Genomic DNA, 22,442 nt, shown 5'->3' on the forward strand with positions numbered 1-22,442 from the left:
GGGGGTCTCTCAGATGCGCTCTACGCGCACGCTGCCGCATGCCCTCGTGCGTGCGGCAACCGTTTTCGTCCTTTCGGCAGGGCTGACCCTGCCCGCCCTGGTGACCGCGCCCGCGGCCCACGCGGCCGAGACCGTCACCCGTACCGTCACCTCCGACGACGGACGGATCGTCGTCGACCTGACGTCCAACGCGCTGTGGGTGAAGGTCAGCGTCCTCGACTCCGCCGCGCCCGACGCCGCCGTCATCGCCTCCACCGACGAGCTGACCTGGCAGTCCGCGGACCAGGCCACCGACCGGCCGTACGGCTGGACCACCGCGGACGCCCTGAAGCTGCCCGCGGGCATGCCGCTGGGCGACTACCCGGTCGTCGTCGAGTACCGGCTGTCCTCCGGCACCGTCCAGAAGTGGACCGGCGGCACCTACGCCCACAAGCTGCACACCGGCGTCAGCAAGCTGTCCTTCGACCGCGCCACGACCAGCTACGACCAGCGGAGCCTCGTCCTGTCCGGCGCGGCCACCACCTGGGACCCGAACACCGGCGCCCGGACGCCGGCCGCCGAGGGCACCACGGTCCAGGTGTCCCTGAACCTGGACGCCGGCGACTGGACGACCACGAAGCTCACCGCCACCACCGGCGCCGACGGCACCTTCTCGCTGCCGGTCACCCCGAACGCGGAGATCCGCAGCGGCACCGCCACCGTCGTCCCGACCGACGCGGTCACCGACCCGAACGCCGGCTTCCCGGTGCCCCGCGTGGGCGTCGAGAAGCTCACGTACCGGATCAACGCCGACCTGAACAAGTACCGCGTCCTCCCGGGCACCGACGTCACCGTCAGCGGCGCCGTGCAGCGGCTGACCCCGGACGGCTGGGTGCCCTTCGAGGGCGCGCCGGTGGTCGCCGCCACCGAGCAGCCCGACATCTGGCACTACAAGGTCCCCGGGCAGATCGGCGGCCAGTCCGCCGCCGCCGACGGCGGCTTCCGCTTCCCGGCCCGCCCCGCCTACGCCGGGCAGCGCACGGTGTACACCTTCCTGCGGCCCTCGGTGTACTTCGACGGCTTCCCCGCCGACGAGGGCCAGATCGCCGCGCTCGGCCAGGTGTCGTACACCGGCACCCGGGTCACCCTGGACGAGTTCGGCTGGGTCCGCGCCACCGCCCGCCTCAACGGCGGCAGTTGCGCGGACGAGCCGCTCTACCTCCAGGTCTCCCTGGACAACGGGCGCACCTGGGGCAATCTGAAGTACGGCAAGACCCGCTGGGACAACAGCTTCAGCTACTGCGCCGTCGACATCGGCACCTGGGGCTACGTCAACGCCGTCTACCGGCTGCACCACTACGAGAGCGACCGGTACGTCGCGAAGACCTCGGGCGCCACGCGCCTCTCGCGCGTCGAGACGCGGTTCGCCGCGTTCTCCGTCAGCCCGAACCGTCCGCGTACCAACTCGTACATGACGGTCACCGGCACCGTGCAGAAGAAGGTCGGCGGCGTCTGGAAGCCGCACTCCGGCGCCCGGGTCATGCTCGTCTTCCGGCCCAAGGGCGACTCCCAGTGGTACTGGGTGAACCGTGACGTCCCGACCAACGCCTACGGCAAGTTCAGCTTCAAGGCCAAGAACTACGGCGACGGCTCGTGGCTCGTGCTCAAGCAGTCCCAGAACGGCTACTTCTACAGCGAGTCGAAGGGGAAGTACATCGATGCGCTCTGACCTCCGCCCCTCTTCGCGCACGGCGTCGTCCGCCGTCGCCGTACTGACCCTCCTCGCCCTCGGCGCGGGCGTCACCCCCGCCGTGGCCGAGGAGCCCGCTCCGGCGCCCGCCGTCGGCATCGGCGCCGCCTTCACCGAGGAGTACCAGCGCGGCGCCTTCCACGTGACCGCCTGGACGGACGCCGCCTCGGCCACCGTCACCGCCGTCTCGGCGAAGATCCGCAAGGGCGACACCGTCGTCACCGAGGTCCCCGCCCTGACCCAGGCGTCGTGGAGCACGAACTACTTCTCCCTGCCCGCCGCCACCGCCCTCAAGCTCACCGAGGACGGCGGCACGATCCCGGAGCTCGGGAAGTACGCCATCGACATCACGGCGACCGACTCCCTCGGCAACACCGTCACCCGCGCCGACGCCGGCACGCTCGACTTCACCCTGAAGCCGCAGCTCGGCATCGGTTTCTCGGCTCCGAGCTGGGACGACCGCAGCACCAGGGCCTCGGGCACGCTCCTCGGCGTCCAGCCCGGCTCCGGGGACCTCGTCCCGATCTCCGGGCGCGGCATCTCCGTCCAGCGCCTGATTCCCGACACCGGCGTGGCGCAGACGGTGACCACCGACGAGAAGGGCGAGTTCACCGGCGAGCCGTACGGCCAGGTGAACATCGGCGACGAGTTCCGCGTCTCGTACGCCGAGAACAGCGAGCAGGTGCACGGCGCCACCCAGTTCACCCGGACGATCCTCGCCTGGAACCACCGCGCCGTGACCGTCACCGCGACCGCCGACAGGACCCGGGTCCTGCCTGGTGAGAAGGTCACGGTCAGCGGGCGGATGACCGACCCGAAGAACGCCGACGCGCCGCTCGCCGACCAGCAGGTCCGGGTGTCCCTCGGCCGCGACGGCCGCGCGGGCTACCAGGTGTTCAAGACCGTCTCGACCGACGCCGACGGCCGCTTCACGGCCCAGTTGCCGTCCGCCCCCGGGGTCCGGCTGGACAGCTGGGTGGTCTCCACCGACGACCCGTTCCTGTACTTCCCGGCCGTCACCGCTCCGCTGGTGATGCCCCAGGAGAGCCGGGTCCTCGTCTACCGCGGCCTGCTCGCCGCGGACGGCAAGGTCAACGCCATCGGCGCGTTCCGTCCCACGTACAACCCGGGCCAGTACTACGGGTCCAGCGCCGCCCAGACGCTGCTCCTGGAGACCTCCGCCGACGGCCGCACGGGCTGGCGCACCCTCGCCACCGCGTACCCCTCCTCCTTCCCCGGCACCTACAGCCTCAACGGCCGGAGCCAGGGCGGGTACTTCCGGGTCCGGCACCCGGTGAGCGACATGTTCGCCGAGTCCGCGAGCAACGTGTTCCGGATGGTCCGCACCCCCGCCCGCGTCGTCTCCGTCAACGCCGCCCCCGAGCCCGTCCGCAAGGGCGCCGTGGTCACCGTGACCGCCGGCGTCCAGCAGCAGGTCGGTGGCGCCTGGAAGGCGTACGGGAACGCCCCTGTGAGCCTGTGGTTCCAGGCGCGCGGCCAGTCGGCCTGGAAGCAGCTCGCGACCGGCCGTACCGCCGCCAACGGGGTGGCGACGCTCAAGGCCAAGGCGACCGTGGACGGCTGGTACGTCGTCCGGTACAACACCGACGGCTCGCACTTCAACGCACCGGCCGCGGTGGCCGACTACGTCGACGTCCGCTGACGTCGTACGCGGGAACGACTGAAGGGCGGCACCCCACGGGGTGCCGCCCTTCGGCGTTCAGCGATGAACAGCTGATCCGCTGCGCAAAACCCGAGGGCGGCACCCCCTGATGGGAGTGCCGCCCTCGGCAGGACTGAGGTCGACCCCGGTCACCGGACGGAGTCCGGTGCAGCGTCCCGAAGCCTGACCGGCCGCCTGCGGCCGGTCAGTGCGAGGGGCGCATCCAGAGGATCAGACTCAGAAGTCCATGTCACCGCCCGGCATGCCGCCGCCGGCCGGCGCGGACGCCTTCTCCGGCTTGTCGGCGATGACGGCCTCGGTGGTGAGGAACAGGGCCGCGATGGACGCCGCGTTCTGCAGCGCGGAGCGGGTGACCTTCGCCGGGTCGATGATGCCCTCGGCGATCATGTCGACGTACTCACCGGTCGCGGCGTTCAGGCCGTGGCCGACGGGGAGGTTGCGCACCTTCTCCACGACGACGCCACCCTCGAGACCACCGTTGACGGCGATCTGCTTGAGCGGGGCCTCCAGGGCCAGCTTGACGGCGTTGGCACCGGTGGCCTCGTCGCCGTCCAGCTCCAGCTTCTCGAAGACCGCGGAGGCCTGCAGCAGGGCGACGCCGCCACCGGCGACGATGCCCTCCTCGACGGCCGCCTTCGCGTTGCGAACGGCGTCCTCGATGCGGTGCTTGCGCTCCTTGAGCTCGACCTCGGTCGCGGCACCGGCCTTGATGACGGCCACGCCGCCGGCCAGCTTCGCGAGGCGCTCCTGGAGCTTCTCGCGGTCGTAGTCCGAGTCGCTGTTCTCGATCTCGGCGCGGATCTGGTTCACGCGACCGGCGACCTGCTCGCTGTCACCGGCACCGTCGACGATGGTGGTCTCGTCCTTGGTGATGACGACCTTGCGGGCGCGGCCCAGCAGGTCGAGGCCCGCGTTCTCCAGCTTGAGGCCGACCTCCTCGGAGATGACCGTGCCGCCGGTGAGGATGGCGATGTCGTTCAGCATGGCCTTGCGGCGGTCGCCGAAGCCCGGGGCCTTGACGGCGACGGACTTGAAGGTGCCACGGATCTTGTTGACGACCAGCGTCGACAGAGCCTCGCCCTCGACGTCCTCGGCGATGATCAGCAGCGGCTTGCCCGACTGCATGACCTTCTCCAGGAGCGGGAGCAGGTCCTTCACGGAGGAGATCTTGGAGTTGACGATCAGGATGTACGGGTCATCCAGGGCCGCCTCCATGCGCTCCATGTCGGTCGCGAAGTACGCCGAGATGTAGCCCTTGTCGAAGCGCATGCCCTCGGTGAGCTCAAGCTCGAGCCCGAAGGTCTGCGACTCCTCGACGGTGATGACGCCTTCCTTGCCGACCTTGTCCATCGCCTCGGCGATGAGCTCGCCGATCTGGGTGTCGGCGGCGGAGATGGAGGCCGTGGAGGCGATCTGCTCCTTGGTCTCGACATCCTTCGCCTGCTCGAGCAGGGCGCCGGAGACGGCCTCGACGGCCTTCTCGATGCCGCGCTTGAGGGCCATCGGGTTGGCACCGGCGGCCACGTTGCGCAGGCCCTCGCGGACGAGCGCCTGGGCGAGGACGGTGGCGGTGGTCGTACCGTCGCCGGCGACGTCGTCCGTCTTCTTGGCGACTTCCTTGACCAGCTCGGCGCCGATCTTCTCGTACGGGTCCTCGAGCTCGATCTCCTTGGCGATGGAGACACCATCGTTGGTGATCGTGGGGGCGCCCCACTTCTTCTCGAGGACGACGTTGCGGCCCTTCGGGCCGAGGGTGACCTTGACGGCGTCAGCGAGCTGGTTCATGCCGCGCTCGAGACCGCGCCGGGCCTCCTCGTCGAACGCGATGATCTTGGCCATGTGAAGTGGTCCTCCCGGACTGGGGTGGATAACGCTCCTGGACCGCGCCGACGCCCGCGACGGACGGCCTGCGAGCCCTGTGGTTCCTTGCCCCACCTGGCCGCGGGCCTCATCTGCCCGATCCTCGATTAAGCACTCTCACCTTCAGAGTGCTAACGCCAATGATTAGCACTCGCCCCATGCGAGTGCAAGCGACTACCGAGGATCGGTCACCCCTGGGAGCACGAGCCGGGCGCACACGCCGGGCGCACATGACGAGGAGCCGGACATGACGAGGGGCCCGCATCCGGTCTGGATGCGGGCCCCTCGACGGAAGTGCGTCGGTGGCCGATCGCGCCGCGCTCAGGCGGAGGCGGCGAGCTTGACCATGTCCGCCTGCGGGCCCTTCTGGCCCTGCGAGATCTCGAACTCGACCCGCTGCCCTTCTTCAAGGGTGCGGTAGCCGTCCATCTGGATCGCGCTGTAGTGGACGAAAACATCCGCACCACCGTCGACCGCGATGAAGCCGTAGCCCTTCTCCGCGTTGAACCACTTGACGGTGCCCTGAGCCATGCCTAACTCCCCTATTACTGGCCCTTGCGCGGGGCCGCACTTCGCGGACCCGGGTCAGACCCTGCGCCGGAACGCGTCGACCGCGGCTGAATGTATCTGCCCAACTGCCCTCTGCAACAGGTCAATCGGACGAGAATTCTGGGCAGCACGGAAAGGCGAATTGGGGAGAATCCCTTGAATTCCGGGTCAAGTCGGGCCGGGCAAAGCGCGCAGAAGGTACACAAGGCACGGGCACTTTGGCTGCTTCTTGTCGCGCACGGGCGCATTCTCATATGCGTCTGGCATGAGCAGCGGCGGGGACTTCCCCAACTCTACCCCGCTCAACCATGCAGAATTGCCCCCTCCGCTTCTTCTCGCGGAAGGGGCAATTCAGATAAGACGGATACCGCGGGTAAGCGCGGAGGGGGCGACGGCTCAGCAGCCGCCGGCGACCGCCGGGATGATGGAGACGCCCGCGCCGTCCGGCGTCGCGGTCTCCAGGCCCTGCTCGAAGCGCACGTCGTCGTCGTTGACGTACACGTTGACGAAGCGGCGCAGCTTGCCCTGGTCGTCCAGGACGCGGGCGGCGATGCCCCCGTGGTTCTTCTCCAGGTCGGCGATGACCTCGGCGAGGGTCGCGCCCTCCGCCTTCACCTCGGCCTGGCCGCCGGTGTAGGTGCGGAGGATGGTGGGGATGCGGACGTTGACGGCCATGGGTTCACGTACCTTTCAGTGGGCCAGGCCCGCGTCGCGGAACGCGTCCAGGCTCGGGCGGATGGTGGCGGTCGCCTGAGAGGTGTCGGCCACCGCGTCCAGGGTCTTGAGGCCGTCGCCGGTGTTGAGGACCACGGTCGTCAGGCTCGGGTCGATGAGACCGGCCTCGACCAGCTTCCTCGTGACGCCGACGGTCACGCCGCCCGCGGTCTCGGCGAAGATGCCCTCGGTGCGGGCGAGCAGCTTGATCGCGTCGACGACCTGCTCGTCGTTCACGTCCTCCACGGCACCGCCCGTGCGGCGGGCGATGTCGAGCACGTACGGGCCGTCGGCCGGGTTGCCGATCGCGAGGGACTTGGCGATCGTGTTCGGCTTCTGCGGCTTCACGACGTCGTGGCCGGCCTTGAAGGCGACGGAGACCGGGGAGCAGCCCTCGGCCTGGGCGCCGAAGATCTTGTACGGCTTGTCCTCGACCAGGCCCAGCTTGATGAGCTCCTGCAGACCCTTGTCGATCTTGGTGAGCTGGGAGCCGGAGGCGATCGGGATGACCAGCTGGTCGGGGATGACCCAACCGAGCTGCTCGCAGATCTCGTACGCGAGCGTCTTGGAGCCCTCGCCGTAGTACGGGCGCAGGTTGACGTTGACGAAGCCCCAGCCCTCGCCGAGCGGGTCGCCGATGAGCTCCGAGCAGAAGCGGTTGACGTCGTCGTAGTTGCCCTCGATGGCGACGAGGTCACCGCCGTAGACACCGGCCATGACGACCTTGCCCTGCTCCAGGTCGTGCGGGATGAACACGCAGGAGCGGAAGCCGGCCCGGGCGGCGGCGGCGCCGACGGCACCGGCCAGGTTGCCGGTGGAGGAGCAGGACAGGGTGGTGAAGCCGAAGGCGCGGGCGGCCTCGATGGCCTGGGCGACGACCCGGTCCTTGAAGGAGTGGGTCGGGTTGCCGGAGTCGTCCTTGACGAACAGCCTGCCGGGCTCGACGCCGATCTCGCGGGCCAGGTTGTCGGCCTTGACGAGCGGGGTCCAGCCGGGGTTCAGGTTCGGCTTCTCGGCGACATCGGCCGGGACGGGCAGCAGCGGGGCGTAGCGCCAGATGTTGGCGGGGCCGGCCTCGATGCGCTTGCGCAGCTCCTCCGGGTCACCGGAGGGCAGGTCGTACGCGACTTCGAGCGGGCCGAAACAGAGCTCACAGGCGAAGATCGGGCCGAGCGGGAAGGATTCGCCGCATTCGCGGCAGGAGAGTCCGGAAGCGGGACCGAGGTCGACGGTGGTTCCGGGTGCGACGGTCTGTACAGCCATGGAGGCGAGGCCCTTTCTCCTCATCTTTCCCATGACGAATTTTTCGCCATGAGACGGATTTGGCACCTTCCCTAGTCGGGGACCTCGCTGGAGGACGAGAACCGACTGGAGGGTTGCCGGGGCTTCAACGGGCCGTTTCCCTCTGCCCCTCTGGATGAGCGGTATTCGATTGTGAGACGCGGTCGGCACCCCGACATGCATCGGGGATCCGCGTTGTTCAAGACTGTAACCGAAGGCTACGAAGGTGGAGAGGGTCGTCCGATCCGCGAGATGGAGATCACGTTGCTGGAAGAGGTGGAGCGCTGGCTGGCCCGGCGGTCCTGGTCCGTCGCCGACCGCCCGCTGGAGCGCGTCCTCGCCGCCAAACGGGGGACGCGGGTCAGCGTGGTGCTGCCCGCGCTGAACGAGGAGGCGACGGTCGGCGCGATCGTCTCCGTGATCCGCCGCGAGCTGATGACCGAGGCCGTCCCGCTGGTGGACGAGCTCGTGGTGATCGACTCGGGCTCCACGGACCGTACGGCGGAGGTGGCGGCGGCGGCCGGCGCGCGGGTGGTGGCGCGCGACGCGATCCTGCCCCGGATACCCGCGGTGCCCGGCAAGGGCGAGGTCCTGTGGCGGTCACTGATGGTGACGACCGGGGACGTGGTCTGCTTCGTGGACGCGGACCTCAGGGACTTCTCCGCGGACTTCGTCACCGGCATCGTGGGCCCGCTGCTCACCGAACCGGACGTCGACTTCGTGAAGGCGATGTACGACCGCCCGCTCGGCGACGCCCCTGGTCAGGGCGGTCGGGTGACGGAGCTGGTGGCGCGCCCGCTGCTCAATCTGCACTGGCCGCAGCTGGCCGGCTTCGTCCAGCCGCTGGGCGGCGAGTACGCGGCGCGGCGCTCGCTGCTCGAACGGCTGCCGTTCCCCGTCGGTTACGGAGTGGAGCTGGGCCTGCTCGTCGACGCGCTGCACACGGTGGGCCTGGACGCCCTCGCACAGGTGGACGTGGGGGTGCGCAAGCACCGGCACCAGGACGGGCGGGCGCTGGGCCGGATGGCGGCCGCGATCTACCGGACGGCGCAGCTGCGTCTGTCCCGGGGACATCTGGTGCGCCCGTGGCTGACCCAGTTCGAGCGGGGCGAGCGGGGCTTCGAGCCGCACACGTACCCGGTGGACACGGAGGAGCGCCCGCCGATGGCGGAGATCGCGGAGTACGCGAGGCGGCGCGTGGCGTAGCGCCGGACAATGATCTTTTCCGCCCCCCTCGACAGGGAGCGGCTTCGACAGGGAGCGGCTCCGGCCGCGGCCCGGCCCTCGGCCGGAACCGCCCGTCTGGTATCCGTACGTTTGAGCGTTTACCGGACGGGCTAGGTTCGCCGTATGGCTACCGTCCTCGTGGCATCGAACCGCGGCCCGGTCTCGTACACCGTGCGTGACGACGGCTCCCTGGACACCCGGCGGGGCGGCGGCGGGCTCGTCTCGGGTCTGAGCGCCGTCTCCTCGGAGGGCGGCCTCTGGGTGTGCGCGGCGCTCGGCGACGGCGACCGCGAGGCCGTGCGCCGCGGGGTCGCCGAGCCGGGCGTACGCATGCTGGACATCGACCCGGAGGTGTACGCCGACGCGTACAACGGCATCGCGAACTCGGTGCTCTGGTTCCTCCACCACCACCTGTACGACATCCCGCGCGAGCCCGTCTTCGACGCGGACTTCCGGCGCCGCTGGGGGTCCTACCGCGCCTACAACCGCGCCTTCGCCGAGGCGCTGGCCGAGGCGGCGGACGAGGGCGCGGCGGTCCTCGTCCAGGACTACCACCTGGCGCTCGTCCCCGGCATGCTCCGCGCGCTCCGCCCGGACCTGCGGATCGGGCACTTCACCCACACCCCGTGGGCGGCGCCCGGCTACCTGGCGATGCTGCCCGACGACATCCACCGCGAGCTGGTCGAGGGCATGCTCGGCGCGGACGAGCGCGGCTTCCACACCCGCGCCTGGGCCGCCGCCTTCCTCGCCGACCCGCTCGTGCCCGACACCACCCGGGTCGCCGCGTACCCGCTCGGTGTCGACGCCGACGAGCTGCGCGCCCTGGCCCACCGCCCCGCGGTCGACGACCGCCTGGCGGCGCTGCGCGCCGAGGTGGGCGACCGGAAGACGATCGTCCGCGTGGACCGTACGGAGCTGTCCAAGAACATCCCACGCGGCCTCCTCGCCTACCGCGAACTCCTCGCCACCCACCCCGAGTGGCGCGGCCGGGTCGTCCACCTGGCCTCCGCGTACCCCTCCCGCCAGGACCTGGAGGTCTACCGCGCGTACACGGCCTCGGTGACCGAGCTCGCCGAGGCGGTCAACGCGGAGTACGGCACCCCCGACTGGCAGCCCGTCCTGCTCTCCGTCCAGGACGACTTCACCCGCTCCCTCGCCGCCTACCGGCTCGCCGACGTGGCCCTGGTCAACCCCGTCCGCGACGGCATGAACCTGGTCGCCAAGGAGATCCCGGTCGTCTCCGACGAGGGCTGCGCCCTGGTCCTGTCCCGCGAGGCGGGCGCGTACGAGGAGCTCCACGAGGACGCCCTCACGGTCAACCCGTACGACGTGACGGCCACCGCCGAAGCCCTCCACACCGCCCTCTCGATGCCGGCCCCCGAACGCGCCGAACGCACGAAACACCTCGCGACGGCGGCGACGGCGCTGCCGCCGCGGGAGTGGTTCCTGGAGCAGCTGGGGGCCTTGCGCCAGGCCTGAGGGAGGCGGGGCGCCTAGGTGTTCCGGATCGCCTCCGCCAGCGCGGCCAGGAGTTCCACGACCGCCGCCGGTCCCGGGACCGTGAGGTCCGCGCGGTCGGCGAGGTCGGGGACGGACTCGGAGGCCGAGGCGGAGCAGACGAGGAGGCCGGGGGTGCCGTCGGAGCGGAGCTTCTCGACGGCCGCGTACGCCGGGAGGTCGCCCAGGTCGTCGCCCGCGTACAGGACGGACCCGGCGCCCAGCTCGTGGACGTAGTCGGCGAGGGCGACGCCCTTGTCCATGCCCGGAGGGCGGAGCTCCAGGACCATGCGGCCGGGTTCGAGGACCAGGCCGTGATGGGTGGCCAGATCGCCCAGGGGGCCCTTCAGGGCCTCGAAGGCGCCCTGCGGGTCGTCGGCGCGGCGGGTGTGGACGGCGACCGCGCGGCCCTTCTCCTCGATCCAGGTGCCCGGCCAGGCGCCGATCCGGTCGAGGAAGCCGGGGAGCTCGGCGCGGACCGACGCGACGCCCGGGTGCGGGGCGGCGGCGTGGACGGTGCCGGTGACGGCGTCCCAGCGTTCGGCGCCGTAGTGGCCCAGGACCACGAGGTGCTCCAGGCCTGGGACGCCGGCGAAGCCCCCGTAGCGGACCGCGACCCCGGCCGGGCGGCCGGTGACCACGGCGACGGAGGCCACCCGGGGGGCGAGGGCGGCCAGGGCGGGGACGGCGCCGGGGTGGGCGCGGGCCCGCTCGGGGTCGGGGACGATCTCGGCGAGCGTCCCGTCGAAGTCGAGGGCGACGACGGCCTTCTCGGGGCGCGCGAGGAGCGCGGCGAGACCGTCGCGGCCGGCGGCCGTGGTCGGGTGCGGAAGGCTGCTGACCATGTTCACGACCCTACCCACGCGCGGGCCTCCCGTCAGCGGCGCGATTCCCGTTCCGCCCGCACCCGCCGGAGGCGGTTCACCGTGACCGGGTCGTGGGCGAGGGCCCGCGGGTCGTCGAGGAGGGCGTTGAGCAGCTGGTAGTAGCGGGTCGCGGAGAGGCCGAGCTGTTCGCGAACCGCTCGTTCCTTGGCGCCGGGGCCCGGCCAGGAACGCCGTTCCATGGCCAGGACGGCCTGCTCGCGCTCGCCCAGCTCGCCGGGTTCGGTGGGTCCGGTGGTCATACAGACCAACTTATGCCGCCGTCCTACTCCGCGTTCTCCGCCGCCGTCGCCTCGCGGGCGATCCGGCCCAGGATCTCGGCCGGCTTCGCGTCGGGGGCGACGGCCTTGCCGATGTCCTTCTTGACGGCGCCGCTGACCCGGGCCCAGGAGGTCTTGCCGACCGGGGGGAGCTGGGAGTCGGGGAGGGCCTGGAGGAATTCGCGGAGGTCGGCGTGGGCCGGGTCGGACTCCATGCTCGCGGAGGCCGTGATGGTGGCGGGGAGGAGGCCGTTGTCGCCCGCGAACTTCAGGACGTTCTCGTCGTTGAAGGCGAAGTCGAGGAAGGCGCCGATCTCCTTGCGGTGCCCGTTCTGCTTGAAGCCCATGATCCAGTCGGCGACGCCCATGGTGGCCCTGGCCTTGCCGGACGCGCCGGGCAGGGCGACCTTGCCGACCTTGACGCCCTTCTTCTCGGCCTCCTGCATCAGGGACGGGTGCCCGTTGAGCATGCCGACCTCGCCGCGGGCGAAGGCCGCGAAGGCCTCCTTGCGGTTGAGCTTGCCGGGGGCGACGGGGCCGGTGAGGCCCTCGGCGACGAGGTTGGTCCGCAGCCACTCGAAGGTGCGGATGTTCGCGTCGGAGTCGATCTTGTAGTGGTCGGTGGCGTCGGTGTAGCCGTCGCCACCGCTGAGCAGCCACATCATCGTCTCGGCCTGGGCCTCCTCGGGCCCGAGCGGCAGCGCGAAGGGGTACTTCACGCCCTTCTTCTCCAGCTTGCGCGCGGCGGCGGCGAGCTCGTCCCAGGTGGTGGGCGGCGCGGTGACACCGGCCTTCTCGAAGAGGCCCTCGTTGAAGAAGAGCAGCCGGGTGGAGGCGACGAAGGGCAGCCCGTACTGGGTGCGCTTGTTCTCGCCGGCCGCGACGAGCGGGGCGAGGAAGTTGGCCTGGACCCGGATGGAGAGGAGCTCGTCGGCGGAGTAGAGCTGCCCGGCGGCCGCGTAGTCGGCGTAGGCGCCGATCTGGGCGATGTCGGGGGCCTGGCCGGCCTTGACCAGCTCGGCGACCTTGCGGTCGACGTCGTTCCAGGACTCGATCTGGACCTGGACCTTCACGCCGGGGTTCTTCGCCTCGAAGGCGGAGACGACGCCGGCCCAGTACTTCTTGGTGGAGTCGCCGCCGGCGAGGTCGTAGTCGGCGGCCACCAGCTTGAGGGTGACGTCGCCGGTCTCACCGCTCAGGGTGCCGCAGCCGGAGAGCGCGCCGGTCAGGCCGAGTGCGGAGGCCGCCGCGGCCAGTCCTATGAATCGTCGCCGCTGCACAGCTGTAACCCGCCCTTTGCTCATCGTCTGTTCGCCGTCGAACCCCCGTGAGCGGCAAGTTTCCCCCGCCGGAACAGGGGAGGTCTACACCACTCGCATATCGCTTCTGCAACGCATCACGGCCCGTCACCCCGTCGAATTTGTATCCGTGCGCAACAATCCTCCACAGTGGACTAGACCTTTCGGGTCCTCACGCGCGAGACTGTCCCCGTGAGACACGTCATCGCCCTCGATGTGGGCGGCACCGGTATGAAGGCCGCCCTGGTCGGGGCCGACGGCACCCTGCTCCACGAAGCCCGTCGCGCCACCGGCCGCGAGCGCGGGGCCGAGGCCGTCGTCGAGACGATCCTCGGCTTCGCCGAGGAACTGCGCGCCCTCGGCCAGGAACGGTACGGAGAGCCCGCCGCGGCCGCCGGAGTCGCCGTCCCCGGCATCGTCGACGCCGAGAACGGCATCGCCGTCTACGCCGCCAACCTCGGCTGGCGCGACGTCCCCATGCGCGCCCTGCTCAGCGAACGGCTGGGCGCCATCCCCGTCGCCCTCGGCCACGACGTGCGCACCGGCGGCCTCGCCGAAGGCCGCATCGGCGCCGGGAACGGCGCCGACCGCTTCCTCTTCGTCCCGCTCGGCACCGGCATCGCCGGGGCCATCGGCATCGGCAGCGAGATCGAGGCCGGCGCCCACGGCTACGCGGGCGAGATCGGCCACATCGTGGTCCGCCCCGGCGGCATCGCATGCGGCTGCCGCCAGCGCGGCTGCCTGGAGCGGTACGCCTCCGCCTCCGCCGTCTCCCAGGCCTGGGCCACCGCCTCCGGCGACCCCGACGCCGACGCCGCCGACTGCGCCAAGGCCGTCGAGTCCGGCGACCCCGCCGCCGCACGGGTCTGGCAGGACGCCGTCGACGCCCTGGCCGACGGCCTGGTCACCGCACTCACCCTGCTGGACCCCCGCACGCTCATCATCGGTGGCGGTCTGGCCGAGGCAGGGGAAACCTTGTTCACACCCCTACGGGCCGCGGTGGAGGAGCGCGTCACCTTCCAGAAGCTGCCCGCCATCGTCCCGGCGGCCCTCGGGGACACCGCCGGATGCCTGGGCGCGGGCCTCCTCGCCTGGGACCTGCTCGCCGACCAGCGCCCCACCGACTCGGAGGTATCCGCCTGATGGCCGTTTCCACAGTTCTCACCGGGGCCCGCGTGGTACTGCCGACCGGGATCGTCGAGAACGGACGAGTGATCGTCGAGGACGGCCGCATCGCGGGCGCCACCCGCGAGGACGCACCCGCCCTCGACCTCACCGGCCACTGGCTCGTGCCCGGGTTCGTGGACATGCACAACCACGGCGGCGGCGGCGCCTCCTTCACCTCCGGCACCGTGGACGAGGTGCTCACCGGCGTCCACACCCACCGCCTGCACGGCACCACCACCGTCGTCGCCTCCTTCGTCACCGGCGAGATGGACTTCCTCACCCAGCGCGCCGGACTCCTCTCCGAACTGGCCGAACAGGGCGAGATCGCCGGCCTGCACTTCGAGGGCCCGTTCATCTCCCCGTGCCGCAAGGGCGCCCACGACGAGACCCTGCTGCGCGACCCCGACCCGGCCGACGTGCGCAAGCTGATCGACGCGGGCCGCGGCCAGGCCCGCATGGTCACCCTCGCCACCGAGCTGCCCGGCGGCATCGACTCCGTACGTCTGCTCGCCGAGCACGGCGTGATCGCCGCGATCGGGCACACGGACGCGTCGTACGAGCAGACGCAGGCCGCGATCGACGCGGGCGCCACCGTCGCCACCCACCTCTTCAACGCGATGCCCGGCCTCGGGCACCGCGCGCCCGGTCCCATCGCCGCGCTCCTGGAGGACGAGCGGATCACCGTCGAGCTCATCAACGACGGCACCCACCTGCACCCGGCCGCCCTGGAACTCGCCTTCCACCACGCCGGCGCCGACCGGGTCGCGTTCATCACCGACGCGATGGACGCCGCCGGCTTCGGCGACGGGCGCTACATGCTCGGCCCCCTGGAGGTCGAGGTGAAGGACAGCGTGGCGCGGCTCGTCGAGGGCGGCTCCATCGCCGGCTCGACGCTGACGCTGGACCGCGCGTTCAAGCGGGCGGCCACCATCGACCGGCTGCCGGTGGAAGCGGTCGTCCAGGCCCTCTCCGCCAACCCGGCCAGACTGCTCGGCGTCTACGACCGGGTCGGCTCCCTGGAGCCCGGCAAGGACGCCGACCTCGTCGTCCTCGACGCGGACTTCGAACTCAAGGGCGTCATGCGCAAGGGCGCCTGGGTGGTCGAGCCCCAGCTGGGCTGAGCACCGACGGCGTACCTGAAATCACGTCACGGCGGTTGGTCCAGGGTCTGGGCCAACCGCCTTCTGTTTGGCATGATCAGGGCGCCAGCAGCGCTGACACGAGACGACAGGGGTGGCGCCGGTGATCCTCACGGTCACCCTCAACACGGCGGTGGACCTGACCTACCGGGTCCCCGCCCTCGTCCCGCACGCCTCGCACCGCGTCACCCAGGTCATCGAACGCCCCGGCGGCAAGGGCCTCAACGTCGCCCGGGTGCTCGGCGCCCTCGGCCACGAGACCGTCGTCACCGGCTTCGCCGGCGGGGCCACCGGCGCGACCCTGCGCGAACTCCTCGCCCGTACGACGGAAGGGCAGCGGGTCCACGACGCGCTGGTCCCCACCGAGGGCCCCACCCGGCGCACCATCGCCGTCGTCGACGCGGCCAGCGGCGACACCACCCAGCTCAACGAACCCGGCCCGGTCATCGCCCCCGCCGAATGGGCCGCGTTCACCGCCCGCTACACCGCACTCCTCGACGGGGCGCGGGCCGTGGCGCTCTGCGGCAGCCTCCCGCCGGGCATCCACGTCGGCGCGTACGCCGAACTCGTCCGGCTCGCCCGGGGCGCCGGCGTCCCCGTCCTCCTCGACACCAGCGGCGAACCGCTCCGCCGCGGCATCGCCGCCCGCCCCGACCTGATCAAGCCCAACGCCGACGAACTGGCCCAGCTCACCGGCTCCCGTGAACCCCACCGCGCCACCCGCGACGCCCGCCGCCGCGGCGCCCACGCGGTCGTCACCTCGCTCGGCCCCGAAGGCCTGCTCGCGGCCACCCCGGAGGGCCTGTGGCAGGCGGCCCCGCCCGCCCCCGTCCGGGGCAACCCGACCGGCGCCGGCGACTCGGCCGTCGCCGCGCTCCTCGCCGGCCTGGTCGACGGCACCGACTGGCCCACCCGCCTGGCCCACGCCGTCGCCCTCTCCGCGGCGACCGTCCTCTCCCCGGTGGCCGGCGAATTCGACGAAACGGCCTACGAGACGATGCTCCCCCGCATCACGGTCCAGACCCCGGCTACGGCGGCCTGACCCGGCCGCTGCACACCCGTGCTGCCCAGGCGCTTTCGGCCACCCCCGATCCGCCCAAAAGGCGCATTGAACACACTCCCGCGCACGGCCGAACATGGATGATCATCTCGGCCGTTCGAAAGGACACCCATGCGCAGGAAACTGGCCGCAACCGCCGGAACGCTCGCGACCGGACTCACTCTCGTGCTGTCCGCGCCAGGCTCCGCACACGCCGAAACGACAAGCGGCTACGTCACGTGCACGACGACCGGAGCCTACGGCGAGTACTTCTACAGCAACTACAGCGGTCCGGGCGCCACGATCAACGTGCAGATGAGCCTCACTGACACCCTGGCCGACGGCAACTCCGTGCGGGTCCGCATGATGTCGAAGGACGTCAACGGTGCCGTCACGTACTACCAGTGGCGTGCGAACGCCGGCGGCGCCAACACCACGAAGAAGTGGACGACGACGGCTTCCCACGCCAGGGGGCTCTTCGACATCGGTATCCAGGTGGCCCGGTTCAACAGCGACGGCACCCTGCGGAACAGCTGCGCCCAGTGGTCCTGAAGCGGTGAGACGTCGAGGGTGGCGCGATCATCGCGCCACCCTCGTCCTCACTTCGCGTGCCCGGCCTTCAGCAGTACCTGGTCGAGTATCGCCTCGCAGGTGTCGCCCTGCTCGCACGAGATCTTGAGGTCGTTCTTGCCCTTGGTGAGGTTCACGTAGGCGTACGTGTTGGTCCAGCCCTTCGCCCAGTCGCCCTCCGCGGCCCTGGCGAAGTTGGACATGTTCAGGGACCGGGGGGTCTCCGCGTTGACCGTCAGCGAGGTCTTGGCGTCCTTGCCCGGCACGCTGTACGTGATGAACATGGTGTACTCGCCGCTTTCCGGCACGTCGACCGACCAGCTCGCCGAACCGCCGACGCCGCCGAAGTTCACGTACGCGCCGTCCGCCCCCTTGGCGCCCTTGATGTCCTTCGCCAGCACCGCCGACCCGCCCAGCTTCAGCGTCGCCGCGTCCTGCTGGGGCAGTTCCGCCGAGGGCTTGGAGGAGGGGGTGGTGTCGGTGGAGGGGGATTCCTCCACCTGGGTGGGGGCGTTGGTCTTGCCGCCCGCGCTGCCCGCGTTCTCGTTCTCGCCGCCGTTGTTGGTGATCACGGCGGCCGCGATGCCGATGACGACGACCGCGACGACCGCGACCGCGCCGATCAGCAGGCCCTTGGTGTTGGGACCGCCGCCGCGCCCGGTGGGGGGCTGCGGGGTGGGGCGGGTCGGGGGGCCGCCGGGGTAGGTCTCGGGGGCCGCGTACTGCGGGTGCGGCTGGCCGTACGCCTGCTGCTGCGGGACGTGGGCCGGGGGTCGGCCGCCGTACTGGCGCTCGCCGACCGTGCGGACCTGGTTGTACGAGGTGCGGGGGACGCCCGGCTGGGACGCGGGGCCGGGGTAGCCGTAGCCGCCGCCCTGGGGCGGCTGGGCGCCGGCCGCCTGGCCGTCCTCGTACAGGTAGCCGAACGGATCGTCGTCCTCGGGCGTCTTCGCGCCGTCGTTGCCCGCCATCCGGGTCACTCCCTTTCCCTGCTCGCCAGCCGTCGCCGACCGGCCGAGCCTACCCCGAACGGCCCTGCGGGGAATTCAGCGCTCCGTGTACGTCCCGTGAACGGGGGCCCGTGTCCGGGGCCTATCCGGCGCGGCGGTGCATCTTCGAACGGGACCGCTTCTCGATGTACATCCGCTGGTCCGCGCTGTTCAGGACCTCTTCCACGGTCATGCCGCACTCGGCCCAGCCGATACCGAAGCTGGCCCCGACGCGGACCGCCCGCCCGTCGACCCGGATCGGCGGAATGATCGCGTTCCGCAGCCGCACCGCGAGGTCGGCGGCGTCGGCGGAGCCGAGGCCGTCGGCGAGGACGACGAACTCGTCGCCGCCGAGCCGGGCGACCGTGTCCCCGTCCCTTACGCCCGTGGTGAGCCGGCGGGCAACCTCGATGAGGACGGCGTCGCCGGTGTGGTGCCCGAAGCGGTCGTTGATCGACTTGAAGCCGTCGAGGTCGCAGAAGAGGACGGCGAGCCCCTTCGTACCGTCGTCGACCTCGCCGCCGGTGGGGGCGACGGAGTGCACGTGCCCCTCGTACGCGCCGACGGCGGCGACCGGGGAGAAGCCGAAGCCGTGTCCGTGGTCGTAGTCGTATTCGTACGGCGGCTCGTACGCGTCGGCGGGGGCGCCGGAGCCGGCGAAGGGGCGCTCGCAGAGGCGGGCGGAGAGCCGGGAGCGCAGCTCGGCGCTGTTGGGCAGGCCGGTGAGGGCGTCGTGCGAGGCGCGGTGGGCGAGCTGCAGCTCGTGCCGCTTGCGCTCCTCGATGTCCTCGACGTGGGTGAGGAGGAAGCGGGGGCCGTCGGTGGTGTCGGCGACGACGGAGTTGCGCAGGGAGACCCAGACGTACGTGCCGTCCCGGCGGCCGAGGCGCAGCTCGGCGCGGCCGCCTTCGGCGGAGGTGCGCAGCAGGGTGCCTATGTCCTCGGGGTGGACGAGGTCGGCGAAGGAGTAGCGGCGCATGACGGAGGCGGGGCGGCCGAGCAGCCGGCACAGCGCGTCGTTGGTGCGCAGGAGGCGGCCGTGCTGGTCGCCGCCCATCTCGGCGATGGCCATGCCGGAGGGCGCGTACTCGAAGGCCTGCCGGAAGGACTCCTCGCTGGCGCGCAGGGCCTGCTGCTCGCGTTCCAGGCGGACGAGGGCGCGCTGCATGTTGGAGCGGAGCCGGGCGTTGCTGATCGCGATGCCGGACTGGGAGGCGTACATCTGGAGGGCCTCGCGGCCCCAGGGGCCGGGGTGGCGTCCGTTGCGCGGGCGGTCGACGGAGATCACGCCGAGCAGTTCGCGGCCGGAGCCCGAGGCGTACATGGGGGCGTAGAGGCGGTCGTGGGGGTGCCACTCGTCCTCGAAGCGGGGGGCGGGGCCCTCGGTGTGCCACTGCGGGACGTCGTCCTCGATCAGCACCCAGCCCTCGGTGTGCGGGATGAACCGCAGGTCGCCCCAGGGCTCGCCCATGGCGAGGCGGCGGTCCCAGGAGGCGCGGGAGCCGACCCGGCCGGTGATCAGCGCTTCGGCGGCGGGGCTGCCGGCGAAGGCGGCGACGACGAGGTCTCCGTCGGGGCGTACGAGGTTGACGGCGGCCAGCTCATAGTTGAGCCCGGCGACGATGCCGTCGGCGACGGCCTGCAGGGTGTCCGCAAGGCTGCGGGCGGTGTTGAGGTCCGCCACGACCTGATGCAGCTGCCGCAGGGTCGCAAGACGGACGTACGGCTCCGACTCGGTCTCCATTGCTCGCTCTCCCCGAGACCTCGACAGCTAACTCCAGGGTTCTCATCGGCTTCGTACTGCACTGTCCCAGCCACTGAATCACAGCGAGCTGTGCACCCGGTACACAGGGTCAACAAATACTGCGCTCTGTGACTCAAGTCACAGAGGGGTGTGGGGTATTCCGAACGGCCGGCGAACGGGGTAGGGCGGGTGGGCGAAAGGGTCCTAGGACCGGCGGGGGAAGCCGGTCTGGTCCCGGGGCCCGATGTAAGGGACCCGTGGCCCGGACTAGCGTGCGAGGGTGCTGCAGAGAACCCCCGCCCCGTCCCGTGCCTCGTCCCCCGCCGCCGACCCGGCCGCCGCCCCGCTGTGCGACCTGGGCATCCCTCATGCTGAGGGGGTGAGCGACGACGACTTCAAGGCGGCGATGTCCCGCCTCGCGGCGGGCGTGGTCCTGGTGACGGCGCACGACCCGGACGACGGCCCGTCCGGCGAGGACGTCGGCATGACGGCGACGGCGTTCCTGTCGGTCTCGCTCGACCCGCCGCTGGTCCTGGTCAGCCTGCGCAACGACTCGCGCATGGACGACCTGCTCGCCGAGGTGCCCGTCTGGGGGGTGTCGCTGCTCGCCGAGAGCCAGCGGCACGTGGCCGGCCGGTTCGCGATGAAGGGCCGGGTCAGCGACCGGCTGCTCTTCGCCGACCTCCCCTACACCCGCGGCCCGCACAGCGGCGCCCCGCTGATCGGCGGCGCGCTCGCGACCCTGGAGTGCCGTACGGAGAGCCGCGTCGTCGCCGGTGACCACACCCTGGTCGTGGCGCGCGTGCTCGCGACGACCCTGCCGTCCGCGGAGGGCGGCCCGCTGACGTACTTCCGGGGGAAGTACCGGACGCTGGGCTAGGCCCGGCGGGTCCGCCCGCTCGGGCGGGTCCGGCCGCGGTCCGGCGCCGGGCGGTCTCGCGGTCTCGCGGTCTCGCGGTCTCGCGGTCTCGCGGTCTCGCGGCTCTACCAGTCGCGGCCCTGGCGGCCGCGCTTGGTGTCCGAGCGCTGCTTCTTCTCCCGCAGCCGGCGCTCGTTGATGCCGCGCGGGATCCTCGTCGGGCGGCGCGGCTTCGGCGGTGGGGCGGTGGCCTCGGCCAGGAGCGCGGCGAGGCGGACGGCGGCGGTCTCGCGGTTGCGCCACTGGGAGCGGTGCTCCGAGGCGCGGACCGTGACGACGCCGTTGACCAGGCGGCTCGCGAGCCGTTCGAGGGCGCGGGCCTTCCAGACCTCCGGGAGCGCCTCGGTCGCCGCCAGGTCGAAGCGCAGCTCCACCTGCGAGTCGCTGGTGTTGACGTGCTGCCCACCCGGACCGGACGACCGCGAGAAACGCCACTGGAGCTCGGCCTCGGGGAGCGAGACGGAGCCGCGGATGACATACGGACCGGACATGTCCTCCATGGTCCCCGCCCGGGGACCCCGGCGTCACCCCGATTTACCGGTAGGCCGTCAGGGTGGACTCCGCGGCGCTGGAACCGCCGCGACCCTTCGCGCGTTATCCGCTGTGAACACACCGCGATGAAAGGGACTTCCCATGGCTGTAAGCCTCTCCAAGGGCGGCAACGTCTCCCTGACCAAGGAGGCCCCGGGCCTCACCGCCGTCACCGTGGGCCTCGGCTGGGACGTCCGTACGACCACCGGCACGGACTTCGACCTCGACGCCTCGGCGATCGGCGTCAACGGCACCGGCAAGGTCGTCTCCGACGGGCACTTCGTCTTCTTCAACAACAAGTCCACCCCGGACCAGACCATCGTCCACACCGGTGACAACCGCACCGGCGAGGGCGGCGGCGACGACGAGCAGATCAACGTCAACCTGGCGGGTCTCCCGGCCGACGTCGACAAGATCGTCTTCCCGGTCTCCATCTACGACGCGGTGAACCGCTCGCAGAACTTCGGCCAGGTGCGCAACGCGTACATCCGCATCGTCAACCAGGCCGGCGGCGCCGAGATCGCCCGCTACGACCTGTCGGAGGACGCCGCCGTCGAGACCGCCATGGTCTTCGGTGAGCTGTACCGCAACGGTGCCGAGTGGAAGTTCCGCGCCGTCGGCCAGGGCTACGCCTCCGGCCTCGAGGGCATCGCCCGCGACTTCGGCGTCAACATCTGACCGGGCCGCACCGCGTGACACGGAGCCCCGGCGCCCGCGCGCCGGGGCTCCGTGCGTGCCGGGGCTCTACGCTTGCCGGGTGATCGTCGCACCGCTGACCGCCAGGGACCCGTACGGCCTCCCCGGCCCGCTGCTCACCGAACTCACCGAGCTGTACGCGTCGAACGAGGAGTTCCAGCAGCTCAGCGGCGACTTCCCGGACCCGGGCCGGATCCGGCCCGAGCAGGTCGCCGCCGCCCTCGCCGACGAGCTGGCCCAGCCGGCCGCCGAGGTGCTGCTCGCCCGCTCCGAGGGGCGCCTGGTCGCGATCGCCGTCACCCTCGGCCGCCACCCCGACCCGGCCGACCCCGATCCGTGGCTCGGCCTGCTGATGGTCCACGCCGGCACGCACCGCGCGGGCTTCGGCCGCCGTCTCGCCACCTACGTCGAGCAGGGCTTCCGCTCCCAGGGCCGTACGGGCCTGCGGCTCGCCGTCCTGGAGAACAACCCCCGGGCGCTCGCCTTCTGGACCTCCCTCGGCTACGAGGAGACCGCCCGCCGCCCGGACCTGGCGCACGGCCGGCCGTGCGTCGTCATGCGCAAGTCGCTCTAGGTGTATTGATCACGAGCGTTGTTGACACTGGTCTGGTCTTGAACATGGCGAAGACCTCCGGTGTGGTGGGAGCTGTCTAGGAACTCACCGC

The 22,442-nt window shown here is 71.5% G+C and carries 21 protein-coding genes and 1 riboswitch; of the genes, 11 read left to right on the plus strand and 10 right to left on the minus strand.

Translation table 11 applies throughout. The features are described 5' to 3' along the window. The first annotated feature begins 100 nt into the window (after positions 1 to 100). On the plus strand, positions 101 to 1,708 hold the full coding sequence (locus ACZ3ZE_RS18515; protein ID WP_361165135.1) for a hypothetical protein: 1,608 nt from the start codon (positions 101 to 103) through the stop codon (positions 1,706 to 1,708). Further along, positions 1,698 to 3,392, plus strand: coding sequence for a hypothetical protein (locus ACZ3ZE_RS18520; RefSeq protein WP_361165132.1), 1,695 nt, complete (start codon positions 1,698 to 1,700; stop codon positions 3,390 to 3,392). Before ACZ3ZE_RS18515 ends, ACZ3ZE_RS18520 begins: the two co-directional genes overlap by 11 nt. Before the next feature lie 237 nt (positions 3,393 to 3,629). Here the strand turns inward: ACZ3ZE_RS18520 and groL are convergent, their stop codons facing one another. The 4 genes from groL to thrC all read right to left on the minus strand — a co-directional run bounded on the left by groL (position 3,630) and on the right by thrC (position 7,799). After that, positions 3,630 to 5,252: a chaperonin GroEL gene (groL, locus tag ACZ3ZE_RS18525; RefSeq protein ID WP_329422768.1), complete on the minus strand. Its 1,623-nt coding sequence runs from the start codon at positions 5,250 to 5,252 to the stop codon at positions 3,630 to 3,632. A 342-nt stretch (positions 5,253 to 5,594) separates the two neighbouring features. After that, the gene (locus tag ACZ3ZE_RS18530) at positions 5,595 to 5,804 is read right to left on the minus strand and encodes a cold-shock protein (RefSeq protein WP_265867325.1); all 210 of its coding nucleotides are present in this window, start codon (positions 5,802 to 5,804) and stop codon (positions 5,595 to 5,597) included. A 414-nt stretch (positions 5,805 to 6,218) separates the two neighbouring features. Next, complete coding sequence (locus ACZ3ZE_RS18535; protein WP_361165128.1) at positions 6,219 to 6,497, minus strand: MoaD/ThiS family protein; 279 nt, start codon at positions 6,495 to 6,497, stop codon at positions 6,219 to 6,221. A 15-nt stretch (positions 6,498 to 6,512) separates the two neighbouring features. After that, positions 6,513 to 7,799 carry a threonine synthase gene (gene thrC, locus ACZ3ZE_RS18540; protein ID WP_361165125.1) on the minus strand — a complete coding sequence of 429 codons (1,287 nt, stop codon included), beginning with the start codon at positions 7,797 to 7,799 and terminating at the stop codon, positions 6,513 to 6,515. A 17-nt stretch (positions 7,800 to 7,816) separates the two neighbouring features. Then, positions 7,817 to 7,960: riboswitch (SAM riboswitch) on the minus strand. A gap of 121 nt (positions 7,961 to 8,081) precedes the next feature. Here thrC and ACZ3ZE_RS18545 point away from each other — a divergent pair. Both ACZ3ZE_RS18545 and ACZ3ZE_RS18550 read left to right on the plus strand, forming a co-directional pair. Further along, entirely contained in the window at positions 8,082 to 9,023 is a 942-nt protein-coding gene (locus tag ACZ3ZE_RS18545; protein WP_361166337.1) for a glucosyl-3-phosphoglycerate synthase, read from the plus strand. A 144-nt stretch (positions 9,024 to 9,167) separates the two neighbouring features. After that, a complete protein-coding gene (locus ACZ3ZE_RS18550) occupies positions 9,168 to 10,523 on the plus strand; it encodes an alpha,alpha-trehalose-phosphate synthase (UDP-forming) (RefSeq protein WP_467259770.1) in 1,356 nt (451 codons plus the stop codon). Positions 10,524 to 10,537: 14 nt separating this feature from the next. Here ACZ3ZE_RS18550 and otsB read toward each other — a convergent pair whose 3' ends face one another. The 3 genes from otsB to ACZ3ZE_RS18565 are packed head-to-tail and all read right to left on the minus strand — an operon-like array spanning position 10,538 to position 12,965. Continuing rightward, positions 10,538 to 11,386: a trehalose-phosphatase gene (gene otsB, locus ACZ3ZE_RS18555; RefSeq protein WP_442304664.1), complete on the minus strand. Its 849-nt coding sequence runs from the start codon at positions 11,384 to 11,386 to the stop codon at positions 10,538 to 10,540. 32 nt (positions 11,387 to 11,418) lie between these two features. Continuing rightward, on the minus strand, positions 11,419 to 11,667 hold the full coding sequence (locus tag ACZ3ZE_RS18560) for a DUF3263 domain-containing protein (RefSeq protein WP_442304663.1): 249 nt from the start codon (positions 11,665 to 11,667) through the stop codon (positions 11,419 to 11,421). 23 nt (positions 11,668 to 11,690) lie between these two features. Then, positions 11,691 to 12,965 (minus strand): extracellular solute-binding protein, encoded by a 1,275-nt coding sequence (locus ACZ3ZE_RS18565; protein ID WP_467259772.1) that lies wholly within the window; start codon positions 12,963 to 12,965, stop codon positions 11,691 to 11,693. 210 nt (positions 12,966 to 13,175) lie between these two features. Here ACZ3ZE_RS18565 and ACZ3ZE_RS18570 point away from each other — a divergent pair, with 210 nt between their 5' ends. The 4 genes from ACZ3ZE_RS18570 to ACZ3ZE_RS18585 all read left to right on the plus strand — a co-directional run bounded on the left by ACZ3ZE_RS18570 (position 13,176) and on the right by ACZ3ZE_RS18585 (position 16,880). Continuing rightward, a complete protein-coding gene (locus ACZ3ZE_RS18570; protein WP_467259775.1) occupies positions 13,176 to 14,126 on the plus strand; it encodes an ROK family protein in 951 nt (316 codons plus the stop codon). After that, positions 14,126 to 15,271 (plus strand): N-acetylglucosamine-6-phosphate deacetylase, encoded by a 1,146-nt coding sequence (gene nagA, locus ACZ3ZE_RS18575; protein ID WP_467259777.1) that lies wholly within the window; start codon positions 14,126 to 14,128, stop codon positions 15,269 to 15,271. Before ACZ3ZE_RS18570 ends, nagA begins: the two co-directional genes overlap by 1 nt. Positions 15,272 to 15,392: 121 nt before the next feature. After that, entirely contained in the window at positions 15,393 to 16,331 is a 939-nt protein-coding gene (locus tag ACZ3ZE_RS18580) for a 1-phosphofructokinase family hexose kinase (protein ID WP_361165104.1), read from the plus strand. Between the two features lie 129 nt (positions 16,332 to 16,460). Further along, on the plus strand, positions 16,461 to 16,880 hold the full coding sequence (locus ACZ3ZE_RS18585) for a hypothetical protein (protein WP_361165101.1): 420 nt from the start codon (positions 16,461 to 16,463) through the stop codon (positions 16,878 to 16,880). A gap of 47 nt (positions 16,881 to 16,927) precedes the next feature. On the opposite strand, the gene ACZ3ZE_RS18590 is transcribed toward ACZ3ZE_RS18585, so the two are convergent. Together ACZ3ZE_RS18590 and cdgB are read right to left on the minus strand one after the other, a co-directional pair. Next, complete coding sequence (locus tag ACZ3ZE_RS18590; RefSeq protein ID WP_361165098.1) at positions 16,928 to 17,869, minus strand: carbohydrate-binding protein; 942 nt, start codon at positions 17,867 to 17,869, stop codon at positions 16,928 to 16,930. 121 nt (positions 17,870 to 17,990) lie between these two features. Next, positions 17,991 to 19,631 carry a diguanylate cyclase CdgB gene (gene cdgB, locus ACZ3ZE_RS18595; protein ID WP_467259780.1) on the minus strand — a complete coding sequence of 547 codons (1,641 nt, stop codon included), beginning with the start codon at positions 19,629 to 19,631 and terminating at the stop codon, positions 17,991 to 17,993. A 280-nt stretch (positions 19,632 to 19,911) separates the two neighbouring features. Between cdgB and ACZ3ZE_RS18600 the strand changes: the two genes are divergently transcribed. Then, positions 19,912 to 20,511, plus strand: coding sequence for a flavin reductase family protein (locus ACZ3ZE_RS18600; protein WP_467259782.1), 600 nt, complete (start codon positions 19,912 to 19,914; stop codon positions 20,509 to 20,511). Positions 20,512 to 20,615: 104 nt separating this feature from the next. Here the strand turns inward: ACZ3ZE_RS18600 and arfB are convergent, their stop codons facing one another. Next, on the minus strand, positions 20,616 to 21,050 hold the full coding sequence (arfB, locus tag ACZ3ZE_RS18605) for an alternative ribosome rescue aminoacyl-tRNA hydrolase ArfB (RefSeq protein ID WP_361165089.1): 435 nt from the start codon (positions 21,048 to 21,050) through the stop codon (positions 20,616 to 20,618). 133 nt (positions 21,051 to 21,183) lie between these two features. Between arfB and ACZ3ZE_RS18610 the strand changes: the two genes are divergently transcribed. Together ACZ3ZE_RS18610 and ACZ3ZE_RS18615 are read left to right on the plus strand one after the other, a co-directional pair. Next, positions 21,184 to 21,759 carry a TerD family protein gene (locus ACZ3ZE_RS18610; RefSeq protein WP_329422735.1) on the plus strand — a complete coding sequence of 192 codons (576 nt, stop codon included), beginning with the start codon at positions 21,184 to 21,186 and terminating at the stop codon, positions 21,757 to 21,759. A 79-nt stretch (positions 21,760 to 21,838) separates the two neighbouring features. Beyond that, positions 21,839 to 22,351 carry a GNAT family N-acetyltransferase gene (locus ACZ3ZE_RS18615; RefSeq protein WP_363292320.1) on the plus strand — a complete coding sequence of 171 codons (513 nt, stop codon included), beginning with the start codon at positions 21,839 to 21,841 and terminating at the stop codon, positions 22,349 to 22,351. Positions 22,352 to 22,442 lie beyond the last annotated feature (91 nt).

This window comes from Streptomyces sp. NPDC023157, assembly GCF_055560575.1.

Excerpts from the sequence above, each read along its gene's own strand:
- ACZ3ZE_RS18520 (WP_361165132.1), top strand. The coding sequence starts at position 1,698 with ATGCGCTCTGACCTCCGCCCCTCTTCGCGCACGGCGTCGTCCGCCGTC.
- groL (WP_329422768.1), bottom strand. The coding sequence starts at position 5,252 with ATGGCCAAGATCATCGCGTTCGACGAGGAGGCCCGGCGCGGTCTCGAG.
- ACZ3ZE_RS18530 (WP_265867325.1), bottom strand. The coding sequence starts at position 5,804 with ATGGCTCAGGGCACCGTCAAGTGGTTCAACGCGGAGAAGGGCTACGGC.
- ACZ3ZE_RS18535 (WP_361165128.1), bottom strand. The coding sequence starts at position 6,497 with ATGGCCGTCAACGTCCGCATCCCCACCATCCTCCGCACCTACACCGGC.
- thrC (WP_361165125.1), bottom strand. The coding sequence starts at position 7,799 with ATGGCTGTACAGACCGTCGCACCCGGAACCACCGTCGACCTCGGTCCC.
- ACZ3ZE_RS18550 (WP_467259770.1), top strand. The coding sequence starts at position 9,168 with ATGGCTACCGTCCTCGTGGCATCGAACCGCGGCCCGGTCTCGTACACC.
- otsB (WP_442304664.1), bottom strand. The coding sequence starts at position 11,386 with ATGGTCAGCAGCCTTCCGCACCCGACCACGGCCGCCGGCCGCGACGGT.
- ACZ3ZE_RS18560 (WP_442304663.1), bottom strand. The coding sequence starts at position 11,667 with ATGACCACCGGACCCACCGAACCCGGCGAGCTGGGCGAGCGCGAGCAG.
- nagA (WP_467259777.1), top strand. The coding sequence starts at position 14,126 with ATGGCCGTTTCCACAGTTCTCACCGGGGCCCGCGTGGTACTGCCGACC.
- ACZ3ZE_RS18585 (WP_361165101.1), top strand. The coding sequence starts at position 16,461 with ATGCGCAGGAAACTGGCCGCAACCGCCGGAACGCTCGCGACCGGACTC.
- ACZ3ZE_RS18590 (WP_361165098.1), bottom strand. The coding sequence starts at position 17,869 with ATGGCGGGCAACGACGGCGCGAAGACGCCCGAGGACGACGATCCGTTC.
- cdgB (WP_467259780.1), bottom strand. The coding sequence starts at position 19,631 with ATGGAGACCGAGTCGGAGCCGTACGTCCGTCTTGCGACCCTGCGGCAG.
- arfB (WP_361165089.1), bottom strand. The coding sequence starts at position 21,050 with ATGGAGGACATGTCCGGTCCGTATGTCATCCGCGGCTCCGTCTCGCTC.
- ACZ3ZE_RS18610 (WP_329422735.1), top strand. The coding sequence starts at position 21,184 with ATGGCTGTAAGCCTCTCCAAGGGCGGCAACGTCTCCCTGACCAAGGAG.